This is a genomic window from Desulfoferrobacter suflitae, assembly GCF_022603395.1.
GTDB lineage: Bacteria > Desulfobacterota > Syntrophobacteria > Syntrophobacterales > Syntrophobacteraceae > Desulfoferrobacter > Desulfoferrobacter suflitae.
The window spans coordinates 154637-173856 of sequence record NZ_JAIBKA010000008.1; the positions used below are offsets into that span (position 1 = coordinate 154637).

At 54.4% G+C, this 19220-nt stretch carries 13 protein-coding genes, 1 pseudogene and 1 CRISPR repeat array (1 of these 15 cut by a window edge); all 14 genes and pseudogenes read left to right on the forward strand.

What is annotated here, in order from left to right:
- Nucleotides 1-78: 78 nt before the first annotated feature.
- Nucleotides 79-390: pseudogene (locus K1V27_RS15005) on the forward strand (AMP-binding enzyme); the annotation flags it as partial.
- A gap of 302 nt (nt 391-692) precedes the next feature.
- Nucleotides 693-1862, forward strand: a complete 1170-nt coding sequence (gene csm6, locus K1V27_RS15010) for a CRISPR-associated ring nuclease Csm6 (RefSeq protein ID WP_258930861.1) — start codon at nt 693-695, stop codon at nt 1860-1862.
- Nucleotides 1863-2191: 329 nt separating this feature from the next.
- Nucleotides 2192-3178: a CRISPR system precrRNA processing endoribonuclease RAMP protein Cas6 gene (cas6, locus tag K1V27_RS15015; protein WP_258930862.1), complete on the forward strand. Its 987-nt coding sequence runs from the start codon at nt 2192-2194 to the stop codon at nt 3176-3178.
- 159 nt (nt 3179-3337) lie between these two features.
- Nucleotides 3338-5950 (forward strand): type III-A CRISPR-associated protein Cas10/Csm1, encoded by a 2613-nt coding sequence (gene cas10, locus K1V27_RS15020; RefSeq protein ID WP_258930863.1) that lies wholly within the window; start codon nt 3338-3340, stop codon nt 5948-5950.
- A 3-nt stretch (nt 5951-5953) separates the two neighbouring features.
- Nucleotides 5954-6343: a type III-A CRISPR-associated protein Csm2 gene (gene csm2 / locus K1V27_RS15025; protein WP_258930864.1), complete on the forward strand. Its 390-nt coding sequence runs from the start codon at nt 5954-5956 to the stop codon at nt 6341-6343.
- Between the two features lie 13 nt (nt 6344-6356).
- On the forward strand, nt 6357-7070 hold the full coding sequence (csm3, locus tag K1V27_RS15030) for a type III-A CRISPR-associated RAMP protein Csm3 (RefSeq protein ID WP_258930865.1): 714 nt from the start codon (nt 6357-6359) through the stop codon (nt 7068-7070).
- A gap of 2 nt (nt 7071-7072) precedes the next feature.
- Entirely contained in the window at nt 7073-8092 is a 1020-nt protein-coding gene (locus tag K1V27_RS15035; protein WP_258930866.1) for a hypothetical protein, read from the forward strand.
- Between the two features lies 1 nt (nt 8093).
- A complete protein-coding gene (gene csm5, locus K1V27_RS15040) occupies nt 8094-9551 on the forward strand; it encodes a type III-A CRISPR-associated RAMP protein Csm5 (RefSeq protein ID WP_258930867.1) in 1458 nt (485 codons plus the stop codon).
- A gap of 170 nt (nt 9552-9721) precedes the next feature.
- A complete protein-coding gene (gene csx20 / locus K1V27_RS15045; protein ID WP_258930868.1) occupies nt 9722-10114 on the forward strand; it encodes a CRISPR-associated protein Csx20 in 393 nt (130 codons plus the stop codon).
- A 69-nt stretch (nt 10115-10183) separates the two neighbouring features.
- Nucleotides 10184-11353, forward strand: coding sequence for a Card1-like endonuclease domain-containing protein (locus tag K1V27_RS15050; protein ID WP_258930869.1), 1170 nt, complete (start codon nt 10184-10186; stop codon nt 11351-11353).
- A gap of 218 nt (nt 11354-11571) precedes the next feature.
- Nucleotides 11572-13365, forward strand: a complete 1794-nt coding sequence (locus K1V27_RS15055; RefSeq protein ID WP_258930870.1) for a CRISPR-associated primase-polymerase type A1 — start codon at nt 11572-11574, stop codon at nt 13363-13365.
- 202 nt (nt 13366-13567) lie between these two features.
- Nucleotides 13568-14650, forward strand: a complete 1083-nt coding sequence (gene cas1, locus K1V27_RS15060; protein ID WP_258930871.1) for a CRISPR-associated endonuclease Cas1 — start codon at nt 13568-13570, stop codon at nt 14648-14650.
- A 4-nt stretch (nt 14651-14654) separates the two neighbouring features.
- Nucleotides 14655-14930: a CRISPR-associated endonuclease Cas2 gene (gene cas2 / locus K1V27_RS15065; protein WP_258930872.1), complete on the forward strand. Its 276-nt coding sequence runs from the start codon at nt 14655-14657 to the stop codon at nt 14928-14930.
- 15 nt (nt 14931-14945) lie between these two features.
- Nucleotides 14946-15239, forward strand: a complete 294-nt coding sequence (gene cas2 / locus K1V27_RS15070; RefSeq protein ID WP_258930873.1) for a CRISPR-associated endonuclease Cas2 — start codon at nt 14946-14948, stop codon at nt 15237-15239.
- A gap of 235 nt (nt 15240-15474) precedes the next feature.
- A CRISPR array of direct repeats spans nt 15475-19220; the repeat unit is 37 nt; unit sequence GCCGGAAACACTGACCTGATGAAGAAGGGATTACGAC (it continues 2412 nt past the right edge of the window).

Consider the following 19220-nt stretch of genomic DNA (forward strand, 5'->3'; position numbering starts at 1 on the left):
TTTTCTCCAATACCCGGGGAGACGCTGCGCCGAGCCATTCCTGTGGGCTCTGCGCCCTCAGTGAGAGCCAACCCCTGCTCCGACGACATCATCCTGTGCGCCGGCTACCGCATCGGGCCGTTTGAAGTGGAGAGCGCCCTGATCAAGCATCCCGACGTCGCCGAAGCCGCCGTGGTGGGAAAGCCCGATGAGCTGCGCGGCGAAACCATCAAGGCCTACGTCGCCCTGAAACCGGGGGGCGCCCCCAGCGAGCAGCTGGCTGATGAGCTCAAGGCGTTTGTCAAAAAACACCTGGCAGCGCACCAGTATCCGCGCGAGGTGGAATTCGTGGACCAGCTGCCCAAGACCCCGAGCAGCAAGATTCAACGATTCCTGCTGCGCAAAGGCTGATTTTGGGATTGAGGATTAAGGACCAGGCATGGATGCCGGGCAGCATCCGGTATCCGTGCCTGCCGTTGCAGTTCCTCTTCAGCCGCAGTCAAGCGGTCCCACCTCAAAGCGGGCAGCGCCCGCACCTTTTCACTCTTGACCTTTGACGTTTTTTGAATAGAGTGGACAGAAGTCGCGTCACCATTTTGCAGACTGATTTCGCACAGCCTTCGACCGGCCCAGCCGGCAGGCATTCAGCCGATCGTTTGTTTGCAGCTTGGAATCTTCGGATTCCCCGTTTTCAGACCAGACGGGAAGTACCGGTGCCAGCAAGAGCGCATGTCTATACAAGAAAGAACATCCTGGTCGCTGTAGCGGGACAAACTCCCGCCATTGTGACCGAAACGCTGTGGGCTCTCGAACAGCAGCGGGCCGTTCCAATCGATGAAATACGAGTCATTACCACGAGCCTTGGCGAGCAGGCCGTCATGCATGCCCTGATCGGCGACCGGGGAAAATTCGGCAGCTATTGCCGGGATTATGGGGTGGCTCCGGGGCGCATTGCGTTTTCGGAAAAGCAGCTTTATGTCCTTTCCGATGATGGCGGCAGGCCGCTGCCAGACATCAGAACCAGCAGCGACAACCGGGCTGCCGCCGATCAAGTGTATGCTCTGATCAAGCAGTGGACGGCACGCCGCGACGACACCCTTTTTTGCTCGGCGGCGGGCGGCCGCAAGACCCTCGGCATCTATCTGGCAATGGCGCTCATGCTGTGCGGGCGTGCCGAGGACCGGCTGCTGCACGTGCTGGTGTCACCCCAATTTGAATCGGGAGTAAGGGACTTTTTCTATCCGCCGCCCGAGGAACAATATTTTCAATGCTTCATGGGCCTGGACGGCGCTGGCGATCCCCTCTACCAGCAGGTCTCATCCAGCGAGGCACAGGTGGAACTGGCAGACATCCCGTTTGTCAGGCTGCGCGACCTCATCGGCGGCGAGCTGCCCCTGGAAAAAGGGCTCATAGAAACGGTCGGCCACTGCCAGTTGCTGCTCAGCTACCTGCAGACGCCTCCCAAGCTGCTCATTCAACTGGATCAGGGACTGGTGCAGCTGGGGCGCATCCAGTTTAGCCTGAGTCGCCAGCTGGTCGCCGTGTACGCCTTTTTCCTGCGGGAACTGCAGGAACGGGGAGGTGCGGCGACGACACTCGAGCTGTTCGAAAAGAGGCTGCGCCTGGCGGAGCTGGAGAGGCTCATCGACCGCTCGCGCAGCGGTGAGCAGGAACGCTACGCGTGGGAAACCATGCAGGACCTCGAAGATTTCCGAGCGCGCCTAGGACCGTGCGTCAGCAAGGTCAACCGGGCGGTCAACCAGGCTTTTGGCAAGAACCGCCTGGCCGAGCGCTATCGTATCGCAACCGGCCGCAGCTACCGGATGCAGCCCCTCGACTTCGCCATCTTCGAAGCCGCGGGGCGACCCTGGGGGACGACATAGCAATGATTCCGGCAAAATTGCCGGCAACGTTATTTTTTCCCGCAACTTTTGCGGGCGGTGTAAACAGGTTTTCAGTCTCTCACCTCCTCAAACTTGCGGCCGCAAGATTCTTATCGATCGAGAGGCTGTACGGCGGATGTGCAGGGCGGGGCAGGAACCCTGACGGAACGGACCGGAACGCCTGCGCGATGGCAGGACGGCAGGTGTAAAACCCTTCCCTCAACACGCCCCGCTTCCTTTGTAGGTCAGGGTGTGCGCAGCACTCCCTGACAGAACGGCTGACCTGCTGCAAATGTTAAAGAACCGGCTGTGATTGGACGGAGCGACTATTGATCGGACGGGACAAGGAGCTTCAAGTGGCACTGGAGCACATGAAAGTGGGGAAATTTCAATTTCGAATCAGGGCACTGGAGAATATCGGCTTGCCCGCATTTCACGGCGCAACCCTGCGCGGCGGTTTCGGCCAGGCCCTTAAAGGGGTTGCCTGCGCGTTGCGCAATCAGGGCTGCGATGGCTGTCTGCTGCGCAACCAGTGTGTTTATCTCTACCTGTTCGATACTCCTCCGCCCGCCGATGCAGCCATGATGCGCCTCTATCCCGCAGCCCCGCACCCCTTTGTCATCGAGCCTCCCGAGGCCTACACCCGCGTCACGGCGCCGGGAGAAACTCTTGAATTTAACCTGGTGCTGATTGGCCGCGCTCTGGAATATCTCGCCTACTTCACTTATGCCTTCATTCGGCTGGGAAAGCAGGGGCTGGGCAGAGGACGGGGCAAATTTGACCTGGAGGAAATTTCCATTGCAGCAGGTAATGGTGCCACTCCCATTTATCGGCAGAGTGAAAAAACTTTGCGTCAGCCGCTTGTGCCGGATTCGGCCGAAACCCTTGTGCAACGCGTCCGGCAGCTTTCGGGGTCAACCCGTCTGAGCCTCCGCTTCATCACCCCAACCCGCATCAAATTTGCCGAAAAACTGGTGGAAAAGCCCGACTTCCATCATCTTATTCGCTCGCTGCTGCGGCGCATCTCGAGCCTTTCCTACTTTCATTGTGGTACCAGACTCGAGTTGGACTTCCGCGACTTGATCGAGCGGGCCCAAACCATTCGCCGCGATGACTACCGACTGCGCTGGGTCGACCGCGAACGCTACTCGACTCGCCAAAAGCAGCACATGACCCTCGGTGGCTTTGTCGGAGAAGTTTCCTTCGAAGGGGATTTTACCGAGTTTTTACCGTTCCTGGCCCTGGGAGAATTGGTCCACACAGGCAAAGGCGCCACTTTCGGGCTGGGCAGATATGAGACCCAAAAACTTGAGTGAATCGCAGTGCGGCATCGAGCCGTTCAAGGGGTTGTTTGTGACTGCATAATCCCCTATTTCCGAGGGTGATTTCCCAGCCGCCAACCTGAATTGCCTGGAATCGTGCCTTCTGCACGATTCAGCATAGAAGTAATAAGCAACGATCGATGGAGACATTCAATGGACGATAATACCCTTAAAGTCGCTATCGCCGCTTTTTTGCACGACATCGGCAAACTGGCAGACGAACGTGTGTTGAATATTTCGAAGGAATATTTACAAAACAATGCGGATTTGTACCAACCTTTTCACCAGGGCAGGCACACTCATCGCCATGCGGTCTTCACGGCAGCCTTCATAGAACATATGGAAAAATGGCTGCCGGCCCAGTTGAACGCCGCGCGATGGGGTTTGGAGGACAGTTTTATCAATCTCGCCGCAGGCCATCACAAACCGGAGTCCCCCCTGCAGTGGATCATCGCTGTGGCCGATCGAGTGAGCAGCGGGTGGGACAGGGCCAGTTATGAAAAGGAGTACAATCGAGCGGTGAGTCCGCGTGACTACAAGAGAACGCGATTGACGCCCTTGTTTGAACACCTTGTTTTGAGCGACGTGCCGGCCGAACACACCACATCATACGATTATATCTACCCGTTGGCGCCCGTTTCCCCTTCGACAATCTTTCCCATTCGCCAGGGGAATGGACAAAAAATCCACAGACAATCAGCCGAAAATGATTATGCGAAACTGTTCGAGGGGTTTGTGCAGCATCTTGAAAAACTTTCCCATCGAACGGAAAACCTGGCTTTGTGGTTCGAGCATTTTGAAAACCTGATGATGATTTTCACCTCGTCTGTACCTGCAGCGCGGGCGGGAAACATCATCCCCGATGTTTCCCTGTTCGATCATGCCAAAGTGACTTCGGCACTTGCCTCCGCCTTGTACCTTTATCATCGTGCTACCGATAGCCTCACTGCAGCAGCGGTGAGGGACGATTCGGCAAAAAAAATGTTGCTGGTGGGTGGTGATTTTTACGGCATCCAAAAATTCATTTTCAGCGACGCCGGCGAAGCCGCACGGAATCGTTCCAAGATCCTGCGTGGGCGGTCCTTCGCCGTGTCTCTCATGACCGAGTTGGCGGCAGACATGCTGTGTCGTAACATCGGCATTCCCTCGGTAGCGACCCTCCTCAACGCAGCCGGCAAGTTCACGATTATTGCCCCAAACACCGAAAGTGCCAAGCACGCCATTCAAACTGCCGCAACGCAACTGGACGACTGGCTGATGAAGATATCCTTCGGCGAGTCGGCACTGGGCATAAGTTGGATCGAGGTATCCACCGGTGATCTCGTCCAAGATCGATTCGTCGCATCATGGGAACGGCTGACTGAAGCGATGGAACATAAAAAGTGTCGCAAGATTGACCTGGATCGTTTCGGCGGGGCGGTGCAGGGCTACCTGGATCATTTTCGCAATGATCTGCGCCATCCGCTCTGCCCCTTTTGCGGTAAGAGACCATCGAGTCAGGAGGTTGAAGGCTCTACTCTGATAGGAGAAGATGCTTCAGCGTGTGCAATCTGTCGTGACCACATTCTATTGGGCACCAATCTGGTGAAGAGATCCCGCCTCGCCGTGGCCACCAGAGATGCGGACATCAAAGGACCCGACAAGCTGCTTGAACCAATTTTTGACACATACCAGGTGGCCTTTGTCAGCGGCAAGCTGAACGAACTCGCACGCACCGGCAAGTTGCTCAAATACTGGGACGTTTATATTGACGAGCAGGGAGAAGTGGCAAGAGACGTCACTGCCAAGTTCATCAACGGCTATGTCCCGGTGACTCGCAAGGACGATTGGGCCGATGAGAGACTTTTGGCGGGTGGCAAATCTGAGCGCAAAAAGGAGGAATTGCTGGAGCAGATGCAGGAAGGGGCGATCAAAACATTCGGGCATATCGCCAACAAAGCACTCAACCTGGCAGAGCATGGCAAGCCTTGTGGAATAGAAGCCCTTGGTGTCCTCAAAGCGGATGTAGACCACCTCGGGTTGCTGATGGCCTATGGTCTAAAAACAGAACACTTCACCCTGTCACGTCTCGCCACACTCAGCCGTCAATTGAATTGGTTCTTTGCTCTTTATCTGCCTCACCTGCTGAAAACCGATGATCGATTCGGCGAAATTTATACTGTCTTTGCCGGCGGCGACGACCTTTTTCTAATCGGCCCCTGGAACCGTATTATCGAGCTCGCGGGTTTTCTGAACAGACAATTTACAGCATACGTCTGCAACAACGAGGATGTCCATCTATCAGCCGGCATCACTCTGCACAAGGCCAACACGCCCCTCGATCGCATGGCGGAAGATGCCGAAATGGCTCTGGCACGCGCCAAATCGAGGGGCAGAAATCGATTGACCCTTTTCTCGCAAACGGCGACCTGGAATGAATTCCATGAGCTTCAGAAAATAAAGATTGCCCTGCAGCGCTGGGTTGAGGACCAACAACTCAACAGTGCGATGATCTACCATTTGAACGAGTTCATCACCATGGCCGAGGCCGAGAAGAGGGTCCTACAGCCGGACAAAACAGTCTCTTTGGAAGACATGGAATGCCTTAAATGGCATGCCCACTTCTACTACGCGTTGGAAAGAAATGTCGGCAGGCAGCTGAAGGGTGAAGCACGTCAGGCCTTCCTGGCTGAATTCACGCAGGCAGCCGCCTGGCTGAAGGAATACGGCGCCACGCTGAAAATGGCTCTTTGGGATGTCATCTACAACCGAAGGAGAGGGAGATAACCAATGGTCGACGTTACATTTTACAAGGATAAGAAAAATCGCAAACTACGCCCGGAACTCTTTTCCCAGACCGCCGAGCAGTTGGCCGAGCGCATTTCGCAAGCTGACCGGTCAAACAAAAGGACTCAGCTCAGAAAGTTCTATGACGAGGTCGTGCGGCTCAACATGCAGACCAAGGCCAATGCCCGCGAGTGGGACAATATCCTGCCTTATGTGAACATGCTCATCGCCAAGGGTGCCTACGCTGAAGGCAGAAAGCTGGTTACCGGTGAGTTCGTAAAGTTTATGAAGGATTCCATCGGTCAAATTGAACAGCCGGAGGACTTGGACGTTTTTGCTAATTTGTTCGAAGCCTTTATGGGATTCTATAAGAAATACCGCCCCAGGGACTAAGAGGAGAAAGGCCATGCAATTGATAGACATGAAAGAGATCAAAGGCAAAATCACTCTAAAGAGTGGACTGCATATCGGGGCCGGAGACATGGAAATGCAGATCGGCGGCACAGACAACCCGGTGGTGAAACACCCCCATACTCTGGAACCTTACATCCCGGGTTCCTCCATTAAGGGCAAAGTCCGCGCCTTGCTTGAGCTCAAGAGCGGGTTGATGTTCAAAACCGGGGGCGAGCCCTTACAACCACGCCACCTGAACGGTCTCGACGAACAACAAATAAGGCAAGCCGAAATCATTCTCAAAATATTCGGCTCGAGTGGTGCCGATTCAGAGGAATTGGCACGCCTTGGACCAACCCGTGCGTCTTTTGCAGATTGTCCGCTGAACGACCAGTGGAGAAAAGAAGCCGTGTCAAAGCGATTGTCCTTAACCGAAGTGAAGTCTGAAAACAGCATCAACCGTATCCAGGGTACGGCACAAAACCCTCGATTTACAGAACGAGTGCCGGCCAATGCCGTTTTTGATTTTTCCATCAGCGTGAAAATATTCCAGCATGACGAGGAGGAGCTGTTCGACGTTCTACTACAGGGGCTCAAATTGTTGGAAATGGACGCCCTTGGCGGGAGTGGCAGTCGTGGGTATGGGAAAGTGCTGTTAGATTTCGAAGATGAGGCTTTGTTGCGCCGCTTTGCAAGCATCACCCTATTCGATATGGGAGGCAAGTGACTGTGAAGCTCTACACATTGACCATAAAACCGTTATCCGGTTTTGGCACGGCATTGAAAGGAGACAGCATTTTCGGCCAGTTCTGTTGGCAAGCCGCCTATGACTCAGCTCTATTGGACGGCGGCTTAGAGCCCTGGGTGGAAAAATACCCACAACAGCCGTTTGCGATCTTTTCTTCAGCCTATCCCACACTACCCGGTGAAACGCCCAAATTTGCACTGAAAAGGCCTGACTTGCCGCTGTCTCTGCTGTTTCCAGGAACCCCCGGAAAAAATAAAAGAGAGGGGGCGCTGCAACGCAAAGAAAACATGAACAAACGATGGATGCTGGTGTCGGAACATGGTGAGATTGCGCTGCATTCGGTCGAATTTGTCAACTCTGAAGAGCTCATAACCAGAATCATCCAGCACGACTCTGCACACACATGCGGCATTGAAACCAACCATTTTGCCCGTTCACTCATTCAGTCACACAACACCATCAACCGGCTGACGTCAACAACCGGCAAAGGGATGTTCGCCCCATTTGCCGAGATGAACACTTTTTATCACCCGGACGTGACTTTGACTATTTTTGTTCTACTTGACCCGGAGGCAACGGATATCGTTCGGATTTGCCGGGCCTTTACGACAATGGGCAGATGGGGCTTTGGTAAGAATGCATCGACCGGCTGCGGGCGTTTTCAACTTGTCGGACACCATGAGCTCTCTTTACCCAGCCCCAAGGCCGCTTGCGCCTGTTACACGCTGGCTCCTGCCGTGCCTGAAAAAGGTACCTTCAAAGACCTGTTCTTCACTCCCTTTGTTCGTTTCGGCAAACACGGCGATGTTCTCGTTCGCTCCCGAAATCCCTTCAAAAGCCCCGTCGTTATGGCTGATGAAGGCGCGGTGTTCATACCCAAATCCCGTAATATTTTTGAGAAACCTTACATAGGCAGGGCCATCGGCGGTATTTCCAAGAGTATGCCTCAGACCATTGCTCAAGGTTATACCGGTTACCTGCCGATCGACATGGAGTCCTGACATGAACGCCCCGGTGAAGTGTTATCTGCGCGTCCTGTCTCCCTTGCACGTGGGCTGTGACGAAGTGCTGGAACCGCTGGCTTTTCGAGTGGATGAAGCAGCCCATCAGCTGATTCACCTGGATCCTTTCGACTTCATAAAAGGCCTTGATCCAGCTGAAAAAACGCAGTTCGCTCAATTGTGCAGAAAGGGAACGATTGCATCCATATTGGAACTGTACAAGTTCATGCGCAACAGGAGTTTTCCCGGTACTTCGATCGAACTCTGCAGCGGCTTTGTGGACCACTACCGCAAGGTTCTCGGCATTCCACTGCACGATGCGAGCAGGATTCAAAAAGAGATCAACTCCTTTTGCATAGCAAGAACGGCAACCAATCCCACCGATGGCCGCTGCTATATTCCCGGATCCTCAATAAAAGGAATGCTGCGCACCGCCTACCTCAACATATTGGCAAAACACAAGCGGGTTCCCACACCCAGAGGCAGAGCGGCAGCGGACGAGTTGGAACGACGATTGCTGGAGGGGGGGAATTTTGCCACGGATCCTTTCAGGATGGTCAAAATTTCTGACTTCGTAGCCGTAGGAGAGGTCAAGACCAGAATCATGTACGCCGTGAATCGCAAAAAGGTGCCATCCAGATTCGAAGCCAGGGGACCCTATCAAATGCTTGAAACCGTCGTACCCGGTGGGCTCTTCACCGGCTGGATATCGGTGCAGCAGCCTGAAGTAGGATCGGGCATCAAGCGACCGCTGACCTTCGAAGAGCTCATGGGCAGCGCAAAATCTTTTTATGGACGGGAATTGATGCGTGAAAATGGCGACCTTGCATCCATCGGAGCGGAACAGGTTCACACCAGTGGTGACAGCAACGCTTTGCCGGTACGCCTCGGTCGGCATTCAGGCGCCGAGTGTCTTACCATAGAAGGTCATCGAAGCATCAAGATCATGCGCGCACGGGGACAGGCAGCCAACTATGCAGGCAACGCCACCACCCTGTGGTTGGCTGCCAATTCCAGCAACCCCAGCAGCAATCGTTTTCTGCTGCCGTTCGGCTGGGCTGCATTGGGCCAGGTAAACGACCAGCTTGGCGCAGCATTTGCCCGGCAGGAAGAAGAGTTCACCGCGAAACTTGCCAAGGCCTCGGCGACGACCCGAGTGTATCCATCAAAGCAGCTGACAACGGAGACGGACAAACCAAAGGGGGAAGTTTCAGGTGGGTCTGTACAAGCGCAGGACGTCCGCGCAAGCTGGCCAAATGCGATACTTTCCTGGAGTCCCGGAAATGCGCTGCTGACCGCCACGTGGCAAGGCAAAAAAGCCACTATTAGCGGGAAAGAACTGGTACCGCAGTCACTGCACAAGAAGCTTTTTGGGAAAAAGAAATCCGCCACGGCACACGTGGAAGTGGAGCCTATTGGCAATGCATTCAGGTTGGTTGCCGTAAAGGAGGCTGAGTGAACCGCGGTGAAAGTGAAAAAACCCGTGGCGTGCTATCAGATTGAGGCCCCTAAGTGGCGGGAAAATCAGCTATTGTGAAGGTTGCGGCCAGTTCTTCGCACGCATCTGGGAATTTCTTGGTGCTAGTCAATACGCGGTTAACTTTGCAGGATAAACCGGAGGTCACATGCATGGCACCACGCCTGTTATTGCTTTTCAACCACCACCTCACCCGTGAACAGCAGGAGGACGCTTATCGCTCCCTGCAAATCGGCGGTATTGTACAGCCCGCCGCGTCCATTCAGCTGATGTGGAGCCAGATACCTGCGGATATGAGCTCCATCAACGAATACCTGCAACCGATTCGTGACTGGCTCTCCAGCACGGCCGCCGGCGGTGATTATGTGCTCATTCAAGGGGACTTCGGCGCGTGCTATCTGATGGCCCGCTTTGCCTTTGAACGCGGTCTCATCCCCCTCTACTCGACCACACGCCGGCAAGCGGTGGAAGAACGCCAATCCAACGGCTGCGTGAAACTGGTCCATCACTTTCAACACCAACGCTTCAGGAGGTATGGCCTGTGAGCCTGAGCAAACAGCGCCGATCGAGGCCGCACCCAAACAGTCGCAGAGCTGGAACGGAGGTCATCGCAAATGAAAAAATGCCTGGTGTCATTGGTCAGTGATCAAACCATCCCCAACGTCCTTATCGCGGCTCACTACGCCCCTGATTACCTATTGTTCATCACTACCGCAACAATGGAAGACAGGGGCAAGTCCGCGTCCATCCTCGAAACACTCGCGTTGCGCGGGCAAGATTACCACGACCGGCACCACAAAATCGTGGTTGCCGCGGACTCCATCGTCGACCTGCAAAACAGGGTCAGCGAATGGATTCACCAATGCCCCGAGGAGTTCACTTTCGTGGTCAACCTGACGGGCGGCACCAAGCTCATGGCCATAGCCGCCTATGATGTGTTCATGGATTTCGGCAGCGAAATGGTCTACCTGCCGATTCCCAAAAACGAAATATTGACGCCCTTTCCTAAACGTCGTCCCAGACCACCCGTTGCCCTGCACGAAAGACTCTGCGTACAGGAGTACTTGACCGCCTACGGATTCAAGACCACCAACCGCAACAAGATCGAGCATCATAAGCAACGCTGTCGCTCTCGCACCCAACTCACCCGCCACCTGCTTGCCCACTACCGTGACCTCCATCCGCTGCTCGAAGCCCTGGGCGATCAAGTCCGTCCGCTCAGGAAAAGCGCCCTGAAGCGCGGCTGCGAAATACAAATGGCTTTTGAGTGCCGGAACCACCACGAGAGCGAGTTCCTATCCCTGATGGGGTTCAGGCACGAGGGACAGCAGATCGGCAAAACCATCCATCGGGAAGAATGGGAGTATCTACGCGGCGGCTGGCTGGAGGAACGGCTGTTTCTGGCGGTTGACGAGGCGCTTCCGCACGGCGGAGACATCTGCCTCAATGTCATGTGCGAAGACCCGGCGGGGAACCGCAACGAGTTCGATGTTCTCTTCACCCTGGATAATGTGCTCTACCTCGTTGAATGCAAATCGCTGGGAAGGCTGCAGGATGACGAGAAGGACATCATCAATGCCTTTCTCTACAAGCTCGGGGCTCTGCGACAGAATTTCGGTCTGACCCCGAAAGCGTTTCTGGCCACTACATCTCCCGGTGTGTTGGACGAGCATGGTAATTTGAAGCAGCACCTGGCTGAACGGGGCAGGCAGTTTTCAACGGAAATCATTCCCCTGCTGAAAACCGATGACTTGGAAGCATACTTTCGCGAACGGCTCATATGAGAACACCCCAGTGAGGAACCAGAATCAAAAGACCGAGAGAAGTGCCTGCGCCATTCCAGCCTCGGGTGGAATGAGGAGACCGCGAGGGGGGGGAGAGGGAGCACCCCCGAGAGTTGCGGGGCCATATGTGGGTAACTGAAAGCCCCGCCGGCGGAGAAGGAGTTAGAGCCCGGACACCTTCACCAGGCTCCGGTGCCGTGCCGCACGGAGGATGAACCATGAACGGAAACCAAATCGATGGCGGCAGGCGGAGCAGCGCCGCCGCCGACAATGATCTTTGTGCGCTGCTTTCTCACGCCGAATCCTGCCTCGCAGCGGGCGCCGAAGGCGAAGCACGGGATGCGCTCCTGCAAGGCTGCCGCCATCCGGCAAACAACCCGCACAGCCTGCGCCGCTGGGCACAAATCTGTCAGGAACTGGGCATGGCACGCCAGGCCAAAGAGTGCTACCAATGGGCCCTGCGCCTTGATGCCAAAGACGCCGAGACACACTGCCAACTGGCGCTGCTGCTGACCGACGTGGGCGACCACGAGGGAGCCATCCGCCACCTGAAAAAGGCCATCGGCGTGCGGCCCGACCACTCGCAAGCGCGCCGGCTGCTGGCGGAAAACTATGCCGCTCTGGGGCTGCCGGGGCAGGCGCAGGCCCTTGGCCACAAACCTCCAGAGCATGACGCTCCGCGGCCGGAAAGATACTTCCCGCCATCTGTGAGTGAGCGGGACACACGAGCTTTTCTGCGTCTGTTTGCCGGCAGGGAGATCGGCTACTGCACTCAGCACCTCGATGCCGCCAACGCAGATGCGCTGCTGCAGTTCCAGGACGCACCGTTAACCGATAAAGCGGCCGCAGCTCATCTTGCCGGCGACATCACTCTTGCAGCCTATCCCCTGCGCTCGGACAACACCGCCTGTTACGGCGCCCTGGTCCTGCGGCCGCCTGGCGGAGTGCTGCAGTCCAACCGGAAAAACCAGGGTTACCTGTTGCGCCTTCACGAGAAAATGCGCCATCACCTCGGGCTTCTCACTCTCTACTGCAACAGCCTCGGCCTGCCCGTTTATCCCGAGCAGAGAACCCCCCTCGAACTTCGCTTGTGGTTGTTTTTTTCCCAATTCACGCATTTTTTGAAAATCAAGCGCGTGATCGACGCAATCCTGGAGAACGCACCTAGGGGCACCCGGGATTTTCTGGTGGAGCCGCTCCTGGCAACCAAACCGGTCGGCATCGGCTGGAGGGAACAGGCGTTGCTGCTGCCCCTCGGCATCGACCGGACGACACTGCAACGATCGCTCTTCCTCGACGAGCACGGTGAGCCGGTAGGGGAACAGCTCAAATGGCTCAAGCAGATCAGACCGATCCCACTGACGGCCGTTTCCGAACAGCTCCGGCAGCTCAGGCGCACGGAACCCGGCGCCCTTGTTACTGAACGGCACACGCCGACTCGCCTGCAAACGCTGCTCAATGTCTGTCCGGTGCTTGCCGAACTCGCCCGCAAAGCCCGGCGCGGCTATCTGCTGCGACGCGATGAAAAGGTCATCGTGTTCTACACGGTCGGCCTGCTCGACGCAGAACACCATTGCCTGCACAGTCTGCTCGCGGGATGTCCGGACTACGATTACTCCAGGGTTGAAAAACAGGCCCAGCGGATGAGATCTCACCCCATCAGCTGCCATCGCATACGTGAACTGGTCCCGGAGATCACCGCTGCGGTCAACTGCCGCTGCAGCTTCGATCTGCGCGGCGCCAAATATCCTTCTCCACTGCTGCACATCAACCCGCACCTGGTCCCTGCGACGGCGGAACTGGCCTCGTCCCAAGATGTGCCGGTGAAGGAAGCCGCGCGCCGCTATGTGAACCTCACAAACCATTTGGCCGAGGTGCAGAGGGCCGTCGAAAGACTCGAAACAAAGCTTGCCCGCCACCTGGATCGGACCGGCGCCGATTTCATCCGAACGGAAGGAGCAACCATCCGCCGCGTGCGGCAGGGCAACCAGATTCAGTGGCACATCGAGTAGCCGGGAGACGGAATACGGCTCGGGCAGAGCGCACAATGTCCCATGTAGCTTTAGAAAGGTAGAGCGTAGGTTGGGTAGAGCGCAGCGAAACCCAACAAACAGCAGTTCAATCCAATGATGCACCCGGCTTGACGAAGCCCATCAGCGACTGCGGGCATAGAAATGCATGTTTCTTTCCTTAACAAGCATACAGGGCTGAAATATGGTTGCTTACGTTACCGAACAAGGCTGCTCCATCGCCCGTGAAGGCGAACGGTTGCTCATCAAAAAAGGCAAGACCGTGCTGCACACTCTGCACATGTTCAAACTCGACCAACTGGTGCTGTGCGGCAATGTGCTCCTCACCCCGCCTGCTACCTTCTATCTGCTCGCCCAGGGCGTGGACACAGTGTTCATGACCGCCGGCGGGCGCTACCGCGGGCGCCTGCAGCCGCCTCTCAGCAAGAACATCACGCTGCGCTGCGAGCAGTTCAAACAACTGAGCGACCCGCAGACGGCACTGGCGACGGCGCGCAGCATCGTCGTCGGCAAGATCGGCAACTTGAGAGCCTCCCTCATGCGGCTCAATCGAAGCCGTGATGGACTGTCCCTGGAGGATCACATTTTGGGTCTCAAGAAGCTGGCCGAAAGGAGCAGCACGGCATCCGACCTGGATAGTTTGAGAGGTTTTGAAGGACGCAGCGCGGTCATTTATTTCCAGGGTTTTGGCCAGGGCTTTCTGGCCGCTGGGGTGACCTTTGAAAAGCGCGTACGGAGGCCCCCGACGGACCCCGTGAATGCGCTGTTGAGCCTTGGCTACACCCTGCTTTTCAATACAGTCATGGCGGCAGTGAGCCAGGTCGGGTTCGATCCCTACCTGGGCGCCCTGCACTCGGTCGAATACGGCCGTCCCTCGCTCCCTCTGGACCTCATGGAAGAGTGGCGCCCGGTCATTGTGGATGCCCTGGTCCTCAGTGTGTTCAACACCAGAGCCATCACCCTGCAGGACTTCATTGTCCAGCGCCCGTCCCGCGAGCATTTGGAGGATGCACCAGGCGATGAGGAAGATTGGGAGGGTGATGCCGAGGATGGAGCCAAGGCTCCTGCAGTTCTGCCGGTACGGCTGACCGATGCCGGATTCAAAAAATTTCTTGCCCAGTTTGAACGTAAGATGGCGGACAAGGTTCGCCATCACCTCACCGGCCGGCAATTGTCCTACCGCGATTGCATCCGTGAACAGGTGCGCCAGTTCGCCCGAGTCATTCGCCGCGAGGAAAGCGGCTATCAGCCGATGCCCTGGAGGTGATGCCATGTATGTGTTGGTTTCCTACGATATCGTGGACCACAAGATTCGAACCAGGGTACTGAAATTTCTGAAAAATTTTGGAACACGCATCCAACAGAGCGTATTCGAGTGTGATCTGGATGAGATTTACTACCAACAAATGAAAAGGGGCGTTGAGGAACTGATCGACAAGGAATTGGACAGCGTCCGCTACTACCGACTGTGCCGCGTCTGCATGAGCCGTGTGGTCATTTCCGGCTGGGGCGAAGTACGCGAAGAGGAAGGTTTTGAAATCATTTGACGGAGATGAGTGCCGATGGCAAAAAGGGAGCATCACATTCTGGCCAGCTATGACGTCAGCGACCCCAGGCGCCTGATCAAGGTGGGAAAGATCATGAAGGACTACGGTGAGCGGGTGCTCAAGAGCGTGTTTGAGTGCCATCTGAGTGAATCGCGGTTTGCGGATATGAAGGAGCGGATCGAGGAGACCATAGATCCCATGGAAGACAGCGTGCGGTATTATTTTGTCTGCGACAAATGCGTAGGGAAGGTGGACGTTTCGGGGCTCGGGCGAGGTTTTGTAGAAGATCCGGAGGTACTCATCAGCTGAATGCGCGAACCTTGGCCCGTTTTGGACCACATACATAACCTATGAATTTAATGACATTTTTTTGCTTGCTGTCGTGGAGCCTCGCGGCACCCTGAATCGTTTACTATTTCAATAACTTGTGGATTACCCGACAAGGAGGACAGGAGCATACCATGAATTTTTGCAGTGATGGCAGCAGGGGTTCGCGCAACAGGGACCGCAAGCATGGGTCATTCCAGCCCAATGCGCCGCCGCTGCCGGAAACACTGACCTGATGAAGAAGGGATTACGACTTTACAGGCATTTTCGCAGGATTGTAATCTGTACCGTGCCGGAAACACTGACCTGATGAAGAAGGGATTACGACTCGGATTGTTCGTCCGACATGATTATTCCTTAGCAGTAGGCCGGAAACACTGACCTGATGAAGAAGGGATTACGACGCTCGTTGGACTTCCTGATGGTTGATTGGCATTGTGTGCCGGAAACACTGACCTGATGAAGAAGGGATTACGACTCTGCCCAAATGCGACCAGGTCGCACCACCACATGCTCAGCCGGAAACACTGACCTGATGAAGAAGGGATTACGACTGCTTGACCAAACCTATCAGCCTACCTCATTCGACCAAGCGCCGGAAACACTGACCTGATGAAGAAGGGATTACGACGCCAGTGGGAAGCATCTGCCCAAATGCGACCAGGTCGGCCGGAAACACTGACCTGATGAAGAAGGGATTACGACTCAAGCTCCGATCTGCCTGCTTGACCAAACCTATCAGCGCCGGAAACACTGACCTGATGAAGAAGGGATTACGACTCAAGCTCCGATCTGCCTGCTTGACCAAACCTATCAGCGCCGGAAACACTGACCTGATGAAGAAGGGATTACGACCGACTTCCAACCAGGAATGGTTACTTTCATTCAGATCAGCCGGAAACACTGACCTGATGAAGAAGGGATTACGACTATCAGCCTACCTCATTCGACCAAGCATGGGTGCCTTTAGCCGGAAACACTGACCTGATGAAGAAGGGATTACGACAAAACCCCTTTAAAAGGGGATAATAAAGGATAGTACACGCCGGAAACACTGACCTGATGAAGAAGGGATTACGACCGTGCAGAGATCGTTCGGGTATGTGGCGACACCGTTGCCGGAAACACTGACCTGATGAAGAAGGGATTACGACCCTCTCGGCGAAAACCTGATCAGGAGACTGAACCGGGGCCGGAAACACTGACCTGATGAAGAAGGGATTACGACGAAAACTGATCTCTTATACTTAAATGTCTTAGTCGGCCGGAAACACTGACCTGATGAAGAAGGGATTACGACTGGAAATCATTTTGAACTCCTTTCCTTGCCCCTAATAAGCCGGAAACACTGACCTGATGAAGAAGGGATTACGACATTTGTAATCCGTGGTCTGTGCTTTCTAGTATCCTAGGCCGGAAACACTGACCTGATGAAGAAGGGATTACGACGGTTGAGATAGCGCCTGGTTTGGCGCAACTCAACCCGCCGGAAACACTGACCTGATGAAGAAGGGATTACGACTTAGTTTGGAGGACTTGGTCATAAGTTTCATACTCAAGGCCGGAAACACTGACCTGATGAAGAAGGGATTACGACTTATTCTAAGGGCGACCCCATGAGCAAGACCATCTAGCAGCCGGAAACACTGACCTGATGAAGAAGGGATTACGACAGGGATAATTTTTTTCCTGCTTAGAGCAGGCGCAACCTTGCCGGAAACACTGACCTGATGAAGAAGGGATTACGACCTGCCCCAGAGACCATCACACGTGAAACTAATCTAATTGCCGGAAACACTGACCTGATGAAGAAGGGATTACGACGAGCAAGACCATCTAGCAGTCCTTCCTCCATCACCAGCCGGAAACACTGACCTGATGAAGAAGGGATTACGACCTCCTTGATCTTGAGGCGGTGCGAATAATCCGCACCGCAGCCGGAAACACTGACCTGATGAAGAAGGGATTACGACGGCAGGGTGTGCCAAGATTGTTGGCAGGGTAATCCACCCGCCGGAAACACTGACCTGATGAAGAAGGGATTACGACAACAAAAAAGCACTACTCCGAAAAGTGATGCTTTTTTTGCCGGAAACACTGACCTGATGAAGAAGGGATTACGACTAACCAGGGGATTTTTTCCCCTAGTCTTTTCTAGGGGGGCCGGAAACACTGACCTGATGAAGAAGGGATTACGACGCATCCTTTCTAACCAGGGGATTTTTTCCCCTAGTCTGCCGGAAACACTGACCTGATGAAGAAGGGATTACGACTCTCTAAGGAGTATTCTCTAAAGAGTCTTTTCTAATGCCGGAAACACTGACCTGATGAAGAAGGGATTACGACTTGTTGGTTTGCTTTCCAGTCGTTTGGCTTTGCTGTTACTGCCGGAAACACTGACCTGATGAAGAAGGGATTACGACGCCGGTTTGGCGTTGGTGTCCACCACAAAAGTGATGGGCCGGAAACACTGACCTGATGAAGAAGGGATTACGACCGACCTGAAAGGTCGCCTGTTTACGAAATTTGTAAGTGCCGGAAACACTGACCTGATGAAGAAGGGATTACGACTTTACGAAATTTGTAAGTAGGTTTTGTACCTTCCTAAGGCCGGAAACACTGACCTGATGAAGAAGGGATTACGACTTTCCGGCCAAGTTTTGTCGTTGACCCAAGCCTTGAAGGCCGGAAACACTGACCTGATGAAGAAGGGATTACGACATTTTGTCAGGTTTACTTCTTCGAAGCCAACCTTCTTTTGCCGGAAACACTGACCTGATGAAGAAGGGATTACGACAATAACTAATAAAGAAATACTCCTAAAGAAATACTCCGCCGGAAACACTGACCTGATGAAGAAGGGATTACGACGCTGTACCGTGTACCGTGTACTATCTATGCTTTTCCGCCGGAAACACTGACCTGATGAAGAAGGGATTACGACGTTCTTCTGACGGCATTTTGTCAGGTTTACTTCTTCGAGCCGGAAACACTGACCTGATGAAGAAGGGATTACGACGTTAGGACTGATAAGCTTGTTGGTCATGTTGCTTTACCGCCGGAAACACTGACCTGATGAAGAAGGGATTACGACCGTTTTTGTAATTCCAGTATGTGCGCAAGGTCACGTGCCGGAAACACTGACCTGATGAAGAAGGGATTACGACTTGCTCAGTTTTTCGTAGAGTAAATTGATTATGGTGACGGCCGGAAACACTGACCTGATGAAGAAGGGATTACGACCATGATAACAACTGCCGGAGATATTCATGCGGACGGGCCGGAAACACTGACCTGATGAAGAAGGGATTACGACTAACCGTGGCATAGTCACCCTTATGTGCCCTCACATCACGCCGGAAACACTGACCTGATGAAGAAGGGATTACGACGGTTTTGTACTTGCACATAGGGATCGCTTCATTTAAAAGGCCGGAAACACTGACCTGATGAAGAAGGGATTACGACTTTGCTGCGGGAATAGGTGATGAACATGCAGGTTAGCTGCCGGAAACACTGACCTGATGAAGAAGGGATTACGACTCGGACTTGCCGCTTTCCTTCAACTTCCGAAGGTTATCGCCGGAAACACTGACCTGATGAAGAAGGGATTACGACCCTGCATTACCCACCACGTCCAGAGCAGCAACAGCAGCCGGAAACACTGACCTGATGAAGAAGGGATTACGACGTATTTTTTGATGGCGTTCATGATTTTTTATCCTCTGCCGGAAACACTGACCTGATGAAGAAGGGATTACGACATTGGTGATGGTCGTATCGTTGACATCAGCCGGAGCTCGCCGGAAACACTGACCTGATGAAGAAGGGATTACGACCCGGTTCGGCATTCAAGTCTCTGATTTTGCTGGGTCGGTAGGCCGGAAACACTGACCTGATGAAGAAGGGATTACGACCCACTCGATGTTATCGTGGTGCATCAATAGCGGAGTCCGCCGGAAA